Raw genomic sequence first — 15,823 nt, 5'->3', positions numbered from 1 at the left:
GCCGGTCCCTACGCTTGCGGTCGGGCGGAGACACCCAGCGCGGACGCGACCGGCGCGGTGGCGTAGACGCCCGGACCATGCTGACCGTCCAGGGGTCGGGCGGACATGCCCGTCCGATGGGCGACGTCACGTACCACCTTGACCAGCGCCTCGACGTGGTTGTCCATCGCGGCGACCCGCAGCAGCGGCGCCGCCACCCGGCCGTCCACCGACACCGTCGCGGCAACCGTGTGCGACGGCGCCGAGGTCGCGGTGATCGCGTCGACGAGCGGACCGAGTGGCGCGTCCGAACGACCCCGCAGGGTCATGCACCGGTGGGTCCAACCGCCGCCGCGCAGCCCTCGCCAGGTCTCCGTCGGCGCCTCCGGGCCCAGATCCAGACCGGCGGCCGAGACGACGGCCGCGCGCAGCTCCTCGCGACCCAGCGGCCGATGCGCCAGACCCGCGCTGGTCAGCGCCTTGCCGAGCCGACCGATCCCGGCAGCCACGGTCCGGTGTACGCCGGGCAGCCCGCCACCCCTGCTCACCGCCTCGACCCGCGCGTCGCTGACGGTGAGCCGCAGTGCCACCCAGACGGTCCGGTGAGCCGCTGGCGGCGCACCGGGCGCCGGGTACCAGACCAGGGTGTGTGCGACGACCTGGGCCCGGGAGACCGGGGCGCTGAAGTCCGTGAGCACGCCCAGAACCCGATCCACGGTGGAGGCGTGCGCCGAGCCGACCGTCGTACCGCTGGCGGACTGCAACGCGACAGCGGCGAACCACCCCTGAGCGTCCTGCCCGATGCCGAGCCGGGTGCCCCGGTCGGTCAACTCGATGAAACTCAACTCTGGGGCGAGTGCGACCAACCGCGGGTCGGTGGCCGTGCCGCCGGCCAGCGCCGCCGACGCGCGCTCACCGCGACGTCGCATCCGCCGGCGCAGCAGCAGGTCCTCGAACCACCAGCGGCCACCCCTGCGGGCGAAGGTCGCCAGGACGACCAGAACCGCCGCGCCGCCCGCCACGGGGAGCACCCAACCGGGCCCGGCCGATGCGGCCCAGACGCCGACCACGCACAACTCCACCAACACGAGCTGCCCGACCAGCACCGGGCCGACCCGTCCACGGCCGGGCCGGTCGGTCGGCGGCGTCGACCGCGTCGCAACGGTGGACGGGTCCGTGGCCGCTCGGGCGGGTCGTGCCTGAACCTGCGTCATCGCTGACTGTCCCTCCTGCACGTACGACTCTGCGCCGGGTCGGTCCGGTGCCGGCCACGAACGGTGGTCCCGAGGAACCCCGGTCGGCCCCTTATCGTAGGGAAGCCCGCGACGGCACCCCGACCTGATCGTCGCGGATCCACCCCGCCGGAGGTAAGTCATGCGGACCCGCCGCGATCAGGTGCAGGCGTACCGCTTCGTCACCCGCCGGATCGTCTCCGCGTTGCTGTCGGGCGATCCGGAGACCACCAACCTGCCGATGCGGCGGCTCGGCATGGCCGTCTTCGGCAGTGTCATCACCGCGGCCGTCGTGCTCGGTGGCGTCGGCGCATACGGCCAACTGACCGGGAACACCGCGCCGCTGAACGACCAGACCCTGGTCATCGAACGGGAAACCGGCGCAACGTACGTCTTCATGAGCGGGCAGCTGCATCCGACGCTCAACTACGCGTCAGCCCGCCTGATCCTCGACAAGCCCGACGCCGAGGTGCGGACGATGTCCCAGGCCGCACTGCGGGACCGTCCACGCGGGTTGACCCTCGGCATCGTCGGGGCGCCGGACGCTCTACCGGACCGCAAGTCGCTGACCGGCCTGCCCTGGTCGGTCTGCGACGTGCCCGATCCGGTCGACCCGCAGCGCTCCCGCACCCGGGTGGTGATCGACCGGGCGCTGCCCGGTGGCGTGCCGCTGGGCGACCGGGCGGTGCTGGTCGTGGTGGACGATCAGAAGTACCTGGTCACCAACAACATCCGGCTCCAGGTGCTCGGCGGTGACCGGACGATCACGGCGTTGAAGTTGCCCGGCGCCGCGCAGTTGCGGGTCGGGCAGCAACTGCTCAACGCCGTACCGGCCGGGCCACCGCTGCGCAAGCCGTCGCTGGCCGGCGAGGGCGAGTCCAGCACCCGGACGGTGGCCGGCCGACCGGCCAAGATCGGTCAGGTGTTCAGCGCGGCCGGGCGGCACTACGTGCTCGCCCGGGAGGGCCTCGCGTCGATCAGTGAGATCACCGCCCTGCTGATGGTCGGCGGCGGCGGTCAGATCACCGACATCACCCCCAATCAGGCGGGCGAGCTGTATGTCGAGCAGCGGGTCGAGGAGGAGGGGCTGCCGGAGACGATGCCCGCCTTCCACCCGGCCACGTCGGGTCGGACCGCCCTCTGCGCGACGTACCGGGCGAGCAGTTCCGGCGGCCCTCCCACCACGACCCTGGAGGTCTTCGACCGGGTGCCGACCGAGCTGACCGCGACCGGTCCGGGCGCGGTGCCGGTGCCACAGACCAGGCGGGACGCCGTACGCACCGCCGAGGCGGTCCTGCTGCCCGGCGGCAAGGGCGTCATCGCGCAGGCCTCACCGGGTGCCGGGACCAGCGGTTCCGGTGCCGCCGGTTCGACGATCTACCTGATCAGCCCACAGGGCATCCGATACCCGCTCGGCTCGGAGGCGACGCTGGGGGTGCTCGGTTACGGCGGGGTCACTCCGCTCGCGGTGCCCGGTTCGCTGCTCGCACTGATCCCGACCGGGCCCACCCTGAAGCGTGAGGACGCGCTCTCGGTCTTCTCGCCCGACGGGTCGGCGGCGGCCGCATCCCCGACCGGGCCGGCGCCATCTCCTCCGACGAACGGCACGGCGCCGCCGACCGGTGGGGCGGTCGGCGCGACGCCGACGGCCTCGGGATCGACGGGAGCCGACGGCTGAGCAGCCGTGACGGGTCGCCCCGTGTCGCAGTGGTGGACTAACCTGAGTGTCGCTGACGGTTGTCAACCAGAACGACGGGGATGTTTGCCATGACCGGGCGTACGGAAGTCGACCTGCTGTCCCTTGAGGACTTCCACCTGCATCTGGCATCGCGGTTGAGCCAGGTGGAGTCGGTGCTGCGCAAGCTCAACACTGAGATGCAGTGCCGCCCACCCGCTTTGGGTTCGTTCTTCGACGCCACCGACAAGGCGCGCCGCTACAGCGAGGTCCACCAGTCCTATGTCGACCAGGCTGAGCGCGTGCGGCGGGCGGTGCTGGCGGCACAGCAGGCGACGAGCACGATCCTGAGCAACTACCGCACCGCCGAGGCACGAAACGCGGCCAACGCCACCGATGTCACCGCCGCGCTGACCGGGGTCGACCAGGCGTTGCAGCCGAAGGAGGACGGGCGTGTCTGACTCCACCCACCGCTACGAGGGCAGCAGCCACCAGGAGCTCTACGACGGCGTGATGGCCGGCCAGCCGGAGCAGATCGAGGGTGTGGCCGCCCAGTGGGCCGAGCTCAAGGGAATCCTGGACGGTCTCAGCCGGGAGCTGAGCGGCGACCTGGAGAAGCTCGGCAACACCTGGACGGGCTCGGCCGGTCGTGAGTTCCACCGGCGACTCAGCCTGATCGTCGCCCACTCCGACGCGCTGAGCGACGGGATGTCCGGCGTCAAGCAGGGGCTGACCATGATGGCCGACCATCTGCGCACGGCCCGCAAGCAGGCCGAGAGCCCGGAGGAGACCGACGACAACGACAAGGCGTTGTCCGGTGCGGCCAAGGGTGCCATCACCTTCGGTCTGCCGGGCGCCGTGGTCATGGGCCTCGCGGGTCACCAGCAGGACAAGGAAGAGCAGGAGAAGGCCCACCAGCGGATGGTGAAACTGGTGGCCAAACTGGCCGACGGTTACGAGATCTCCGCCTACGACCGCGTGGTCGACCCGCCCCTGCCGGGACCGGACACTCCCGACACGGTCAGCAAGGACCCGACGTCCCCTCGGAGCGTTCCGAGCATCGCCACGGCGACCGCCGGTCCCAGCAGCACCGGCGTCACCGCGCACACCGGCAGCGCGACCATCGTGCGGCCCGACCGCGCCGCCGCGCCGCCGGTCACCGGCGGTGGCTCGTTCCCCGAGCAGAGCGTCCCCGGCACCGGTGGGGCGCCGACCGTCGGCAGCGGCACGATCGGCGTCGGCAGCGATGTCGATGTCCGCGGCACCTCACTCGCCGGGGCGGACCCGCTGGTCGGCGGCGCGTTGGTCGCTGGTGGTGCCGCCGGGCTGGCTGGCCTGTCCGGGCCGACCACCGTGACCGCTGGCGCCGGCACCGGCCCCGGTCTGCTCTACGGCGGACAGGGTGGGGCACCGGCCGGCGGGGTCCTCCGCACCGCCACGCTCGCCAGTTCGGGCAGCACGCCCACCACGTCGGCTCGCCCGACCGGTGCGGCCGCCCCGGCAGACAGTCGCTCCGCCAGCGGGATCGGGCGCAGCATCGACGGCCAGCGTGGCGGTCGTGCAGGCGCGACCGGCAGCGGCCGCGGAGCGGGCGGCAGCGGTTCCGGCGTGCTCGGAGGACGGGGTCGGCCTCAGGAGGGCGACTCCGATGAGCGGCTGACCTGGTTGACCGAGGACGAGATGGTGTGGCGCGACGGCGACAACGCAGCGCCGCCCGTGCTCGGCGCCAGCGACTGACCGTTATCCGCCACGGGCGAGCAGGCGCCCCCGGCGCTGCCGGACGAACGACACAGGGTGCCCCCGACCGGACCAGCTCCGGCCGGGGGCGCCGCCTTTCCCGGGTCTCGATATTCGGCGTCCACAGTGCGCATGGTGGTGGCGGTCACGGCAGAACCGGCGGTCGCCGTGCTGCGGCGCGCCGGGTCGGGCGATAGGTTGGTCGGGTGTCGTCCGCAGCCTGTGTCCGCCCAGCCCGGTGGGCTGTGCTGCGGTCACTGCGCGAGATGACCCGACTGGCGGTCACCGCACTGGTGCTCGCGGTCGGCCTCGGTGGCGCTCTCGTTGCGACCTCACCGCCCGCCCCGACGTCTGCGCGACCGAGTGCCGTGAGCAGCCGGGTGGCCACCGTCCGCCCCGATGCCGTGCCGGCCGCCGAGCGCGCGGGCCAGCCTGCCGCCCCGCCCGCCGGCGCGGTCGACACCATCGCCGCACCCGGTCCGGTCACTGCGGTCCCGGGGCACGCGCCGGCCATCGATCCCGGCCGTGGCACCGCGGCGCGGCGCGGCCCGCCCACCCGCTGATCCAGGCCCGGCTGTCCCCGGGGCCCGGTTGCGGGTGATCCGTCGCGGCACCTGAGTTGCCGCTGACGGCACGATCCCACCTCCCGGCCGACCGGCCCCGTCGGGCTCCTCCTGACACCCGTCGATACCCGCCTTCGAGCGCGAGGTGCTGATCATGCAAACCGTCCTCTCCGCCGTCCTGCCCGACCTGTCCCGAGCCGCCGTCATCTGGCTGAGCCTGCTCGGGGTGGTCGCTGTCGCTGTCGCCGCTCTCCTGCTGCGGCCCGGTCGACTTCGCCTCGACCCGGTCGCCCGGATCCGTCGCGCGGCCATGCCGAGCCAACTCGAACACGCGCAGGAGGAACGGGAACAGAGCCGCTACGCGCAGGAGGTCGCGGTGGCCGCGGAGCGGGCGACCACCACCGCGCAGCGCCGCCGGGCGGAGTGGGTGGCCGCGCAGGAGGCCGTGGAGGGAGCCTGGCAGACGTACGAAGCGGCCGAGGCAGCCGTGCGACGGCTCGCCGCCGCGGCCGCGATGCCGCTGCCGCACACCGCCCGGACCCCGGCGGAGTACGTGGATCGTGAGCGCTACCTGCACCGTGCCGCCCTCGATGCGTACTGGCGGCGGGAGTTGTCGGTGGAGCAGCTCAGTGAGGTCTTCGCGCACCGGGACGGCTGGGACCCCCGGCTGCACCCGGTCGAGCAGGAGCTGGTGCTGCAACGGGCGATCCGCGACAACCTGGCGGCCCGGCACGCCGCCGCCCGTGAGCAGGAGCAGGTTGCCTGGCGGGCGGCCGAGTTGGCAGTGGCGGCGGCCCGCAGTCTGCGCGAGGAGGCCCACGCCGCCACCGGACGGCGGGTCGCGGAGTCGGCGTCGGTGTTGCCGCTCAGCGAAGTTGTCCGGCCGGCAGTTGACCAGACCCGGGAGAACAAGGTGATCGCTCGCGGTCGGGCGACGGTGCCCGCGTTCTGAGCCGTACGGCGCCGGGTGGGTTAGCGTGACGGCATGTCCCGACAGGCGTGGGTGCTCGTGGTGGTCGCCGGCATCCTGGCGATCGCCACACTGGTCGGTGCCGTGGTGCTGGCGGTACGGGTGGTGCGTACGCGACGAATGTTGACCGGGCTCGGTGCGGGCGGCAAGTTCGCCTTCTACGGGGCGCTGATCTACACGATCTTCCCGGTCGACGTGCTCCCGGACCCGATCTACCTGGATGACATGGGTGTCCTGGCCGCCGCGCTGATCTACCTCACCCGGCTGGTGCACCAACGACGGGCGGCCGGTCGACAACTGCCCGGTCAGCCGGACGCCCTGCCGGATCGGGACCACGCCCACCGTCGCGTGCCATGATCGGGGTCGGTTCGGCGGACAGGGGACGGGCATGGCGGGCGATCATCGACTGGATGTGCGCGATGAGCGCGTTGTCGCCTTCTGCGCGGAACGGCACCTCGCGACGCTGACCACCCTGCGCGCCGACGGCACCCCGCACGTCGTACCGGTAGGGGTCACCCTCGACCCGGCGGCCGGGCTGGCCCGGGTGATCACCTCCGGCGCGTCCCGCAAGGCCCGTCAGGTGGCCGCTGCGGGCCCGGCGGGCGCGGCAGTGGCCGTGTGCCACGTGGATGGCCGCCGCTGGCTGACCATCGAGGGCCGCGCGGTCCTGCGGTCGGATCCCGCCTCCGTGGCGGAGGCCGAGCGTCGCTATTCCGAGCGGTATCGGACCCCCCGTCCGAATCCGGAGCGGGTCGTCATCGAGATCACCGTGACCCGGCTCCTGGGGAGCCTCTGACCCCGACCGTGTGACGGGTCGTCCGGACGGGTCACGGTCAGCGCAGCCCGATTCGCCGGAATCCCTCCCGGCCGGCAGCCGTTGGACATGGTCCGCGACGCCCGCGCCCGCGGCCGGCGGAATGCCGGCCGGAGCAGGGCTGTTACGTCCCCGGTACGCCAGTGGCCCGGACCGCCGCTGGTCGTCGCCCCCGTGATGAGCCGAGCGCCATTCCCGGTGCTGCGCCCTCCGCCTGTCGGAGGCGTCAACCCCCGAACGGAGACTCGACCATGAACCCGATCGTCCAGAAGAGCGGTCTGTCCGTCGTCGGCCTGCTCGTCGCCGGCGGTTGCGCCCTCGGCCCCGCGGTAGCCGCCCAAGCCGCCCCGGCGCCTTCCGCGTCGACCTCGTCGAGCCAGACGCAGCGCTCGGCCGAGCGGGTCCTCGGCATCGACTACCAGGCCCAGCCCAACTTCTACTACTGCGGCCCGGCCGCGACCCGGATCGCGTTGTCCGCACAGGGCAAGGCGCTCTCCCAGGACGAGGTGGCCAAGTTGCTCGGCACCACCGAGGCCGGCACCCCCTCAGCCCTGGACACCACCCGGGTGCTGAACGAACTGACCGGTGGCAAGTACCGGACCACCGAGATTCGTGACTCCGTGGCCCGGCCCGACCAGGTCGAACAGTTGCGCCGGGACGTATTGGCCGCGGTGGACGCCGGCCGGCCGGTGGTGGCCAACATCAAGGGCACGACCGTCGACACCGACGGCAACCCGCACTCGTACGAGGGTGGCCACTACCTGACGCTCGTCGGCTACCGCGACGGTGGGGACAGCATCCGGGTCGCCGACCCGGCCGACCCGACGCTGGGCGAGTACTGGATGAGCCTGCCGAAGGTCGCCAACTGGATCGCCGAGCGCGGTTACTCCTCCTGATCTGACGGTGTCACCGGGCCGGTCTCCCCTGCGGGGAGGCCGGCCCGTTCGCCATCCGCATCCGGGCGGCCAGGTGCGCGCGCCGACGAGCTCGCAGGGCCCGCGTCGGCCGGACGCGGTGCAGTTGTCGCCGGACCAGCGGGTGAACTGCCGCCTCACCGGCGCCGGCGGCCCGCCGCACGATCCGGTTGGCGTCGTCGGGTTCACAACCGCACGCTCGGAGCAGGTCGCTGGCCGCGGTACGCAGCCCGGTAACCAGGGACTCGCCGAACGATTCGACCCCACTCGCAGCAGCCTGCCCGGCCAACTCGGCACACTCCTCGATCAACCGGAGAGTGCGTCGTGGGTCGTCGCCGACGCGGCACTCCGTACGCATCTCCGCCACCGCCTGACCCAACCGGGTCATCGCGTCCGGCAGCTGCTGCGGGATCGGCTCGTCGTACTGGAGGGCTGTCGACGACCAGCGGGCCAGGGCCCGGGTGTCCAGCAGCAGCCGTTCGAGGTGATCCGCGCTGCGGGCGTACCGGTGGTACTGCTCGCGGCGGTGCCAGCGGACCGGGGCGAGCGTCACCACCTCCTCCGCCCCGCTCAACGCTTCGTGCAGCCTGCTGACGTCGTCCTCGGTGCCCCGCAGCCGATCGAGGACGCGCAGCGTCTGGTCCCCGTCGCGGTCCCGCAACCCCTGCGACAGCTCGGCGAGCTGCTCGCAGAGAACCGCGAAGATCGGCGCTGCGGCGCGGTCCAGGACCCGCATCGGGTTCACCGGCAGCAACAGCGCGACCACCACCAGCCCGACCGCCCCGCCGACGAGCGCGTCGAAGATCCGGGGTAGCTCCAGGCCACGTTCCATCGGGGCCAGCGTGGCGATCAGCACGGCGGTACCGCCGGCCTGACCGACCAGCGGGCCGCCCCTCCCGGCCACCAGCAAGGCGACGGCGATGGCCAGGGCGACCACCACACCGGTCTGCCACGGACCGTTGCCGAGCAGGAAACGCAGCGTGTCGCCGATGATGATGCCCAGGGCCACGCCACCCAGCAGCTCGAACGTGCGTCGGGCCCGCTGGCCGATGGCGGTGGCGATCGTACCGACGGCGGCTGCGGGTGCGAAGACGTGCGATCCCTGCCCGAGCAGCTTCTGGGCGAGCAGGGCGGCGATCGCTGCGGCCAGTCCCGCCTGGATGGAGATCACCAGGGTGACCTCCCACTGGCGGGCGCGGATCCTGCCGGCCTGTCCGCCCCGGTGTCGTGCCCGCTGGACGGCCTGACCGCTCCGCTCGGCAGCCTCGTCGAACCGCGACCGGGCGCGGTCGGCGGGTGGGCGGTCGTCGGCCATGGCGGCGCTTACCCCGGCCACGGCGGGGCAGTCGTGCCGATCCGGCATCAGCCCCACCACCGGCCCCACCTGTGTCATGCAACGCATCGTCGTCCATGGGTTTGTGCAGCCCCGTGGGGGTACCTGGGCCTCACACCTCCCACCGATCCGCAACCGGTAAGGGGCCGTGACATGAGCAACCCGCAGAACGACGACGACCATGACGTCGTCGACATCCTGGTCGCCGACCATCGTGAGGTCGAGGCCCTCTTCGTCGAGTTGGAGACCGGCCAGGGCACCCTCGAACACCGCCGCCAACTCGTCGACGTCGTGATCGCCGAACTCGTCCGCCACTCGGTCGCCGAGGAGGCGTACGTCTATCCGATCGCCCGTAAGGCGCTGCCCGACGGCAATGAGATCGCCGATCGCGAGATAACGGAGCACACCGACGCCGAACGGACCATGAAGGAGCTGGAGTCCGTCGACGCGTCCGACCCGCGCTTCGACGAGTTGCTCGCCCACCTGATGAGCACGATCCGCGACCACGTACGCGAGGAGGAGAACGAACTCTTTCCCCGGCTGCGCGCGGCGACCGCCCGGGAGGAGCTGATCGAGGTCGCCGACAAGGTGACGGCGGTCAAGGAGATCGGCCCGACCCGCCCGCACCCGGGAAAACCGCACCACCCGCCAGCGAACAAGCTGCTCGCACCGGGCATCGGTCTGGTGGACCGGATGCGCGACGCGTTGAGCGGCCGGCCCACCTCGACGGACGAGTTACGCGAGGAGCAGCAGCGCTGACCGGTGCGTCCACACAGAACGCTCCCGGGTCGCCGACGGCGCGGCGACCCGGGAGGCGTCTGGCGGATCAACGGACCTGGTCGCCCTCACCGGTGCGCGCCTGGGCCTGGTCGACACCCTTGTCGATCTTGTCGTCGTACTTGCCGCCGGTGCGCTTGTCGGCCATGTCGCCGGCCTTCTCCGCACCCTGGTCGACCTGCTTGTCGTGCTTGTCCGCGAAGTCCTTGGCCTTGTCCATGAAATCACCCACGGTGCTCCTCCTCAGGTCCGGTTGCTCCTGATTGCGTTCCCTTGGGCGGACAGCGCAAACGCCGTTGTCCCGGACGCGGTTGGCGAACATCCACCCGGGGCACACCGAACGGCGTACGATCCGCGCGGGCAGCGGCCAGCGCGCAGTTGGAGCGATACGGGTGTCGGCGCAGGACCGGCTGGGTACCGACTCGCCGAGATCGAGGAGGCCGACATGGCGGCAGAGGATCCCGGAGCGACAACGGATCCCGGAGCGACAACGAGCGGCGCCGGCCCGCGCCAGTCGTGGGCGGCGCTGCCCTGGCTGGTCCGAACCGCGGTGTTGTGGAGCGCCTGCCTGGTGGTGATCGTCGCCGGGCTCTACCTGCTGGGCAAGATTGCCGTCCTGCTGGCGCCGCTGGCCATCGCGCTGGCCGCCACCGTCTTCCTCACCGCGTTGCTCGACCCGGTGCTGCTCCTGCTGCGTCGGCTGCGTCTGCCGGCGGCACTTGCCGCGCTGTGCACCGTACTTCTGCTGCTCGGCATCCTGGTCGGCGTCGGCGCGTTGGTGTGGAACCTGACCGCCAGTCAGTTCGACCAGCTCAGTCAGGAGTTGACGCAGGGCGTCGAGCGCAGTCGGGACTTCGTGACGTCGACGCTGCCGGTGACCGAGGCGCAGCTGGACCGGCTGGTGGACCAGGCCCGACAGGGGTTGAGCGGCAGCTCGCCGGACCCGGTGGCGGGCGCCCGGACGGCCACCGAGGTGTTCGGTTCCGCTCTGCTCGCCCTGGTGCTGCTCTTCTTCCTGCTCAAGGATGGCCGGTCGATGTGGCACTGGCTGGTGTCCCGGATGTCCGGCGCGACCCAGCCCGTGATGGCCGAGGCCGGCCGGGCCGGGTGGCAGACCCTTGGTGCGTACAGCCGGGGCACCATGTTGATCGCCGCGATCGACGCGCTCGGCATCGGGCTGGCTCTGGTGGTGCTGCGGGTGCCGTTGGCCCTGCCGCTGGCGCTGATCACCTTCCTCGGCGGGTTCGTGCCGATCATCGGGGCGACGGTGGCCGGTGCGGTGGCGGTGCTGGTGGCGCTGGCCGCGAACGGCCCCACCACCGCTCTGCTCACCCTCGCCGCGGTGATCGCGGTGCAGCAGATCGAGGGCAACCTGCTGGAACCGCTGGTGATGAAACGGCAGGTACGGCTGCACCCGGCGGTGATCCTGGTGGCGGTCACCGCCGGCACGCTGATCGCCGGGATCGCGGGCGCCTTCGTCAGTGTCCCGATCACCGCCGTCCTCTGGCGCGTCATCGACACCGTCCAACAGCGCCGTGCGACCTCGGCTCTCGTGCCGGCGGAGTGATCACCGCTTGAGATGTGTGGTGAACCAGGTGCCAGCCTGATCGGCGACCTGCTCCAGGGTGCCGGGCTCCTCGAAGAGGTGGGTGGCACCGGGGATCACCCGCAGCTCGCCGGTCTCCCCCATCTCGGCCAGCGCCCGCTCGTTGAGCGTGATCACTTCCTCGTCCAGGCCGCCAACCAGGAGCAACGTGGGCGTACGCACCTGCGCCAGCGCTTCCTCGGCCAGGTCCGGCCGGCCGCCCCGGCTGACCACGGCACCCACCCGATCCGCCCGGGACGACGCCGCGACGAGTGCGGCGGCGGCCCCGGTGCTGGCGCCGAACAGCCCGATCGGCACGTCACCGGCGGGGCGTTGCACCGCCAACCAGTCGACGATCCCGGCCAGTCGACTGGCCAGCAGCCCGATGTCGAACCGGAGTTCGGCGGTGCAGGCGTCCACCTCGTCCTCGGTCGGCGTGAGCAGGTCCACCAGCACCGTGCCGAGCCCCCGATCGTTCAGGGCACGGGCCACCGCCACGTTGCGCGGGCTGTGCCGGGAGCTGCCGCTGCCGTGTGCGAACAGCACGACACCGACCGGCTGAGCGGGCAGCATCAGATCAGCGGGGAGTCGGGCGTCGCCAACCGGAATGGCCACCGTGCTGCGTTGCTCGTCCATGCCCCACCTCCGTGAGTTCGCCTACGGGCCGGGTACCCCGCCGGCCGCGCCGCACGCACGCCGACGGCCGCGCCGGCGGGCCGCGTTTGCCCAAAGGGGCGCCGGGTACGCGACGACTGACCGCAGACCGTGTCGGCGCAGCCGCGCCCCGACGGATCGCGAGGATCGCCATGGCCAAGCAGCAGATTTCCGAGCAGCAGCAGATGACCGAGCGGGCCCAGCGCGAACAGGACGCCGAGCGCAAGCAGGACTTCGGGGACCAGGCCGCTTCGGCCCGGCTGCCCGACGATCCCAAGGCGGCTGCGCCCCGGGACGCGATCGGACGCCCGTCAACCGGCGAGCCGGTCTGACAACTGGTGCGAGGCGGTCGGGGCGGGAGCGAATCCCGCCCCGACCGTCACTGCTCGCGCTCGGGCAGCCGCAGCAGCGGTGACCGGCCCGGTGGCTGCTCGGGCGCGGGGCCGGACGGCTCCGCCGGGGGCACCGGCACCGTCACCGGCTCGTCACAGGTGACCCGTAGCACCTGGTCATGGTGGCGTAGTTCCACCACGTCGTCCGGGCCGCCGTGGCGGAGCGAGTAGGTGGTCTGGTGTGGTCGGACATCCACCCGCAGCGACAGCCCCCGCCACTGCAGGGAGAATTCCAACCGGCTGAGTCGGCTGGAGAGCCGGGGGGCGAAGGACAGCTCGCCGTGGTGGTCGCGCAGGCCGCCGAACCCGCTGACCAGGGCGAGCCACGCGCCGGCCAAGGACGCCATGTGTACGCCGTCGCGGGTGTTCTCGTTGAGGTCGTGCAGGTCCATCAGCGCGGCTTCGCGCAGGTAGGTGTGCGCCAGCTCCGGGTGGCCCACCTCGGCGGCGAGCACCGACTGGGTGCAGGCCGACAACGACGAGTCGCGTACGGTGCGGCGCTCGTAGTAGAGGAAGTTGCGCACCTTCTGCTCGGGGGTGAACGCGTCCCCCCGCCAGTGCATCGCGAGGACCAGGTCGGCCTGCTTGACCACCTGTTTGCGGTACAGCTCGAAGTACGGGTAGTGCAACAGCAGCGGATACTTCTCCGCCGGCGTGTGGGTGAAGTCCCATTCCTGGAGCCGGGTGAAGCCCTCCACCTGCTGGTGGACCCCAAGCTCCTCGTCGTACGGGACGTGCATCGAGGTAGCCGCGTCCCGCCAGCTGGCGGCCTCCTCGTCGGTGACTCCGAGGTGGAACGCGTCGTCCCGGTAGCGCATCACCACCTCGGCGGCGGCGAGCAGGTTCCGCTGCGCCATCAGGTTGGTGTAGACGTTGTCGTTCTTCACTGCCGTGTATTCGTCCGGGCCGGTGACGCCGTCGATGTGGAACTGCCCGTGCCGGTCGTGGTGGCCGATCGAGCGCCACAGCCGGGCGGTCTCGACCAGGAGTTCCAGCCCGATCTCCCGTTCCATCTGGGTGTCCCCGGTGACCATTACGTAGCGGCGCGTGGCATCGGCGATGTCGGCGGCGATGTGGAAGGCTGCCGTGCCGGCCGGCCAGTACCCCGACGATTCCGGCCCCTCGATGGTCCGCCAGGGGAAGGCGGCACCCTTGAGGTTGAGCGTCTCGGCACGCTCCCTCGCCGAATCCAACGTGCTGTGCCGCCACTGGAGAGCGCTGCGCACCGCGCTGGGCTGGGTGTACGTGAGCACCGGCAGGACGAACATCTCGGTGTCCCAGAACGCGTGCCCGTCGTAACCGGGGCCGGTCAACCCCTTCGCCGAGATCGGCCGCTGCTCGGCGCGGGCGCCGGCCTGGAGCACGTGGAAGAGACCGAACCGGACCGCCTGCTGCACCTCCGGGTCGCCCTCGACCAGCACGTCGGACGCGTCCCAGAACGCGTCGAGGTAGTTGCGCTGCTCGCGGTGCAGGCCGTCCCAGCCGTCCAGCCGGGCCCCGGCCAGCGCCGCGCCGACCTGGTCGCGCAGTGCGGGCAGCGACCGCCGGCTCGACCAGCTGTACGTCAGGTACTTGACCACCCGCAGCTTCTCGCCGGGCTTGAGCACGCAGGCGATGGTGGTGCGGACCCAGTCCTGGTAGCCCTCGGACTCGATGGTGGTGTGGTCCGGGCCGTGGACCTCGTGCTCCATGGCGGCGGCAACCCGCAGCCCGGAGACCTTGGTGCGGTGGATCAGCTGCCCACCGTCAGGGGTGGTCAGCTCCTCCTCGGCCTGCAGGGGTGACTCCAGCACCGCCGCCACCCGGGGGTCCTTGCTCTGCGCGGGCAGCGACTCGTTGGCCACCAACTCGGACTGCACGATCAGCCGCAGCGGACCGTCGACGGCCTCCACCTCGTAGCTGATGGCGGCGACCGACCGCTGGGTGAAGGAGACCAGCCGGGTGCTGCGGACCTTGACCTCCCGGCCGGCCGGAGAGCGCCAGTGCAGCTCCCGGTGCAGGGTGCCGGCTCGCAGGTCGAGGATCCGCTCGTGGGCCAGCAGTTCCCCGTAGCGCACGTCGAGCGGTTCGTCGTCGACGAGCAGTCGGATCAGTTTGCCGTTGGTGACGTTGACGATGGTCTGCCCGGACTCGGGGAAGCCGTAGCCCGCCTCCGCGTACGGCAGTGGTCGCAGCTCGTAGAACGAGTTGAGGTAGGTGCCGGGCAGGCCGTGCGGCTCACCCTCGTCGAGGTTGCCGCGCAGGCCGACGTGCCCGTTGGAGAGCGCGAAGACCGACTCCGACTGGGCCAGCACGTCCATGTCGAGCCGGGTCTCCCGGACGTGCCACGGCTCGACCGGATAGGCCCGCTCCCGGATCACGCGGAGCCTCGTCCATCGGCGGGGCGGGCGGTGGCGGCACGGGCCGGCACCGACGGGTCGGCGACGGCGAGCAGCTCGGCGAGGTCTTGGACCACGATGTCGGCGCCGTGCGCGAGCAACTCGTCGGCCTGCCCGACCCGGTCGACGCCGACCACGTAGCCGAAGCCACCGGCACGGCCGGCGGCCACCCCGGAGAGCGCGTCCTCGAAGACGGCGGCCCGTGTCGGGTCGACGCCGAGCAGTGTGGCCCCGGCGAGGAAGGTGTCGGGGTGCGGTTTGCCACGCAGCCCCTGGCCGCGGGCGACCAGGCCGTCGACCCGGGCCTCCAGCAGCGGTTCCAGCCCGGCAGCGGCGACCACCTCGCCACCGTTGGCGCTGGCCGTCACCACGGCCCGGCGCAGCCCGGCGGCCCTCGCCGCCTCCAGGTAGTGCACCGAGCCCGGGTAGACCTCGACGCCGGCGGTGCGGAGGCGTTCCAGCAGCAGGACGTTCTTGCGGTTGCCCACGCCGTTGACGGTGTCGGCGTCCGGCGGGTCGTCCGGGGTGCCCTCGGGGAGGACTATGCCGCGGGAGGCGAGGAACGAGCGGACGCCGTCGGCGCGGGGTCGCCCGTCGACGTAGCGGTTGTAGTCCGGGCCCGGGTCGAACGGTTGGAAGGGCTCGCCGGAGACGGTGGCTCGCTGCCGGAGAAACTCGTCGAAGGTCTGCTTCCAGGCGGCGTTGTGCACGCGGGCGGTCTGCGTCAGCACACCGTCCAGATCGAAGAGACAGGCGGTCACGTGAGCAGGTAGGCCCAGCACGGTACGAATCTATCCACCCCACTGGGCCCGCAAACCCG

Annotated in this window: 17 protein-coding genes; 11 read left to right on the top strand and 6 right to left on the bottom strand. The window is 72.1% G+C overall.

The genetic code is table 11. The features are described 5' to 3' along the window. Positions 1-8: 8 nt before the first annotated feature. On the bottom strand, positions 9-1,193 hold the full coding sequence (locus tag FBZ33_RS01220; RefSeq protein ID WP_141907705.1) for a type VII secretion protein EccE: 1,185 nt from the start codon (positions 1,191-1,193) through the stop codon (positions 9-11). 160 nt (positions 1,194-1,353) lie between these two features. Here FBZ33_RS01220 and eccB point away from each other — a divergent pair, with 160 nt between their 5' ends. The 8 genes from eccB to FBZ33_RS01180 all read left to right on the top strand — a co-directional run bounded on the left by eccB (position 1,354) and on the right by FBZ33_RS01180 (position 7,866). After that, a complete protein-coding gene (gene eccB, locus FBZ33_RS01215) occupies positions 1,354-2,889 on the top strand; it encodes a type VII secretion protein EccB (protein ID WP_141907704.1) in 1,536 nt (511 codons plus the stop codon). Between the two features lie 89 nt (positions 2,890-2,978). Beyond that, a complete protein-coding gene (locus FBZ33_RS01210) occupies positions 2,979-3,347 on the top strand; it encodes a hypothetical protein (protein WP_088951255.1) in 369 nt (122 codons plus the stop codon). Next, positions 3,340-4,623 carry a WXG100 family type VII secretion target gene (locus tag FBZ33_RS01205; RefSeq protein ID WP_141907703.1) on the top strand — a complete coding sequence of 428 codons (1,284 nt, stop codon included), beginning with the start codon at positions 3,340-3,342 and terminating at the stop codon, positions 4,621-4,623. The genes FBZ33_RS01210 and FBZ33_RS01205 overlap by 8 nt, the downstream gene beginning before the upstream one ends. A 206-nt stretch (positions 4,624-4,829) precedes the next feature. Continuing rightward, positions 4,830-5,186 carry a hypothetical protein gene (locus FBZ33_RS01200; protein WP_141907702.1) on the top strand — a complete coding sequence of 119 codons (357 nt, stop codon included), beginning with the start codon at positions 4,830-4,832 and terminating at the stop codon, positions 5,184-5,186. 154 nt (positions 5,187-5,340) lie between these two features. Beyond that, on the top strand, positions 5,341-6,138 hold the full coding sequence (locus tag FBZ33_RS01195) for a hypothetical protein (RefSeq protein WP_099856953.1): 798 nt from the start codon (positions 5,341-5,343) through the stop codon (positions 6,136-6,138). 33 nt (positions 6,139-6,171) lie between these two features. Beyond that, a complete protein-coding gene (locus tag FBZ33_RS01190; protein WP_088951252.1) occupies positions 6,172-6,513 on the top strand; it encodes a YkvA family protein in 342 nt (113 codons plus the stop codon). A 31-nt stretch (positions 6,514-6,544) separates the two neighbouring features. Next, positions 6,545-6,952: a pyridoxamine 5'-phosphate oxidase family protein gene (locus FBZ33_RS01185; protein ID WP_141907701.1), complete on the top strand. Its 408-nt coding sequence runs from the start codon at positions 6,545-6,547 to the stop codon at positions 6,950-6,952. Between the two features lie 269 nt (positions 6,953-7,221). Next, the gene (locus FBZ33_RS01180; RefSeq protein WP_099850094.1) at positions 7,222-7,866 is read left to right on the top strand and encodes a C39 family peptidase; all 645 of its coding nucleotides are present in this window, start codon (positions 7,222-7,224) and stop codon (positions 7,864-7,866) included. 10 nt (positions 7,867-7,876) lie between these two features. Here FBZ33_RS01180 and FBZ33_RS01175 read toward each other — a convergent pair whose 3' ends face one another. Continuing rightward, positions 7,877-9,277 (bottom strand): FUSC family protein, encoded by a 1,401-nt coding sequence (locus tag FBZ33_RS01175; RefSeq protein WP_255508676.1) that lies wholly within the window; start codon positions 9,275-9,277, stop codon positions 7,877-7,879. 93 nt (positions 9,278-9,370) lie between these two features. On the opposite strand from FBZ33_RS01175, the gene FBZ33_RS01170 reads away from it, so the two are divergent. Then, entirely contained in the window at positions 9,371-9,976 is a 606-nt protein-coding gene (locus FBZ33_RS01170) for a hemerythrin domain-containing protein (protein WP_141907700.1), read from the top strand. A gap of 67 nt (positions 9,977-10,043) precedes the next feature. On the opposite strand, the gene FBZ33_RS01165 is transcribed toward FBZ33_RS01170, so the two are convergent. Next, on the bottom strand, positions 10,044-10,214 hold the full coding sequence (locus tag FBZ33_RS01165) for an antitoxin (protein WP_370453066.1): 171 nt from the start codon (positions 10,212-10,214) through the stop codon (positions 10,044-10,046). 225 nt (positions 10,215-10,439) lie between these two features. Here FBZ33_RS01165 and FBZ33_RS01160 point away from each other — a divergent pair, with 225 nt between their 5' ends. Further along, positions 10,440-11,561, top strand: a complete 1,122-nt coding sequence (locus FBZ33_RS01160) for an AI-2E family transporter (protein WP_141907698.1) — start codon at positions 10,440-10,442, stop codon at positions 11,559-11,561. Here FBZ33_RS01160 and FBZ33_RS01155 read toward each other — a convergent pair whose 3' ends face one another. Beyond that, entirely contained in the window at positions 11,562-12,215 is a 654-nt protein-coding gene (locus FBZ33_RS01155) for a dienelactone hydrolase family protein (RefSeq protein ID WP_141907697.1), read from the bottom strand. A gap of 170 nt (positions 12,216-12,385) precedes the next feature. Between FBZ33_RS01155 and FBZ33_RS01150 the strand changes: the two genes are divergently transcribed. Beyond that, the gene (locus FBZ33_RS01150) at positions 12,386-12,565 is read left to right on the top strand and encodes a hypothetical protein (RefSeq protein ID WP_141907696.1); all 180 of its coding nucleotides are present in this window, start codon (positions 12,386-12,388) and stop codon (positions 12,563-12,565) included. Between the two features lie 47 nt (positions 12,566-12,612). Here the strand turns inward: FBZ33_RS01150 and FBZ33_RS01145 are convergent, their stop codons facing one another. Both FBZ33_RS01145 and FBZ33_RS01140 read right to left on the bottom strand, forming a co-directional pair. Continuing rightward, positions 12,613-14,985: a glycoside hydrolase family 65 protein gene (locus FBZ33_RS01145; RefSeq protein ID WP_141907695.1), complete on the bottom strand. Its 2,373-nt coding sequence runs from the start codon at positions 14,983-14,985 to the stop codon at positions 12,613-12,615. Beyond that, complete coding sequence (locus tag FBZ33_RS01140; protein WP_141907694.1) at positions 14,982-15,785, bottom strand: beta-phosphoglucomutase family hydrolase; 804 nt, start codon at positions 15,783-15,785, stop codon at positions 14,982-14,984. Before FBZ33_RS01140 ends, FBZ33_RS01145 begins: the two co-directional genes overlap by 4 nt. Positions 15,786-15,823: the final 38 nt, after the last annotated feature.

The sequence above is a fragment of the Micromonospora sp. A202 genome (genome assembly GCF_006715105.1).
GTDB lineage: Bacteria > Actinomycetota > Actinomycetes > Mycobacteriales > Micromonosporaceae > Micromonospora > Micromonospora zamorensis.
The sequence above is the reverse complement of the archived record's forward strand: the minus strand, read 5'-3'. Positions and strand labels throughout refer to the sequence as shown.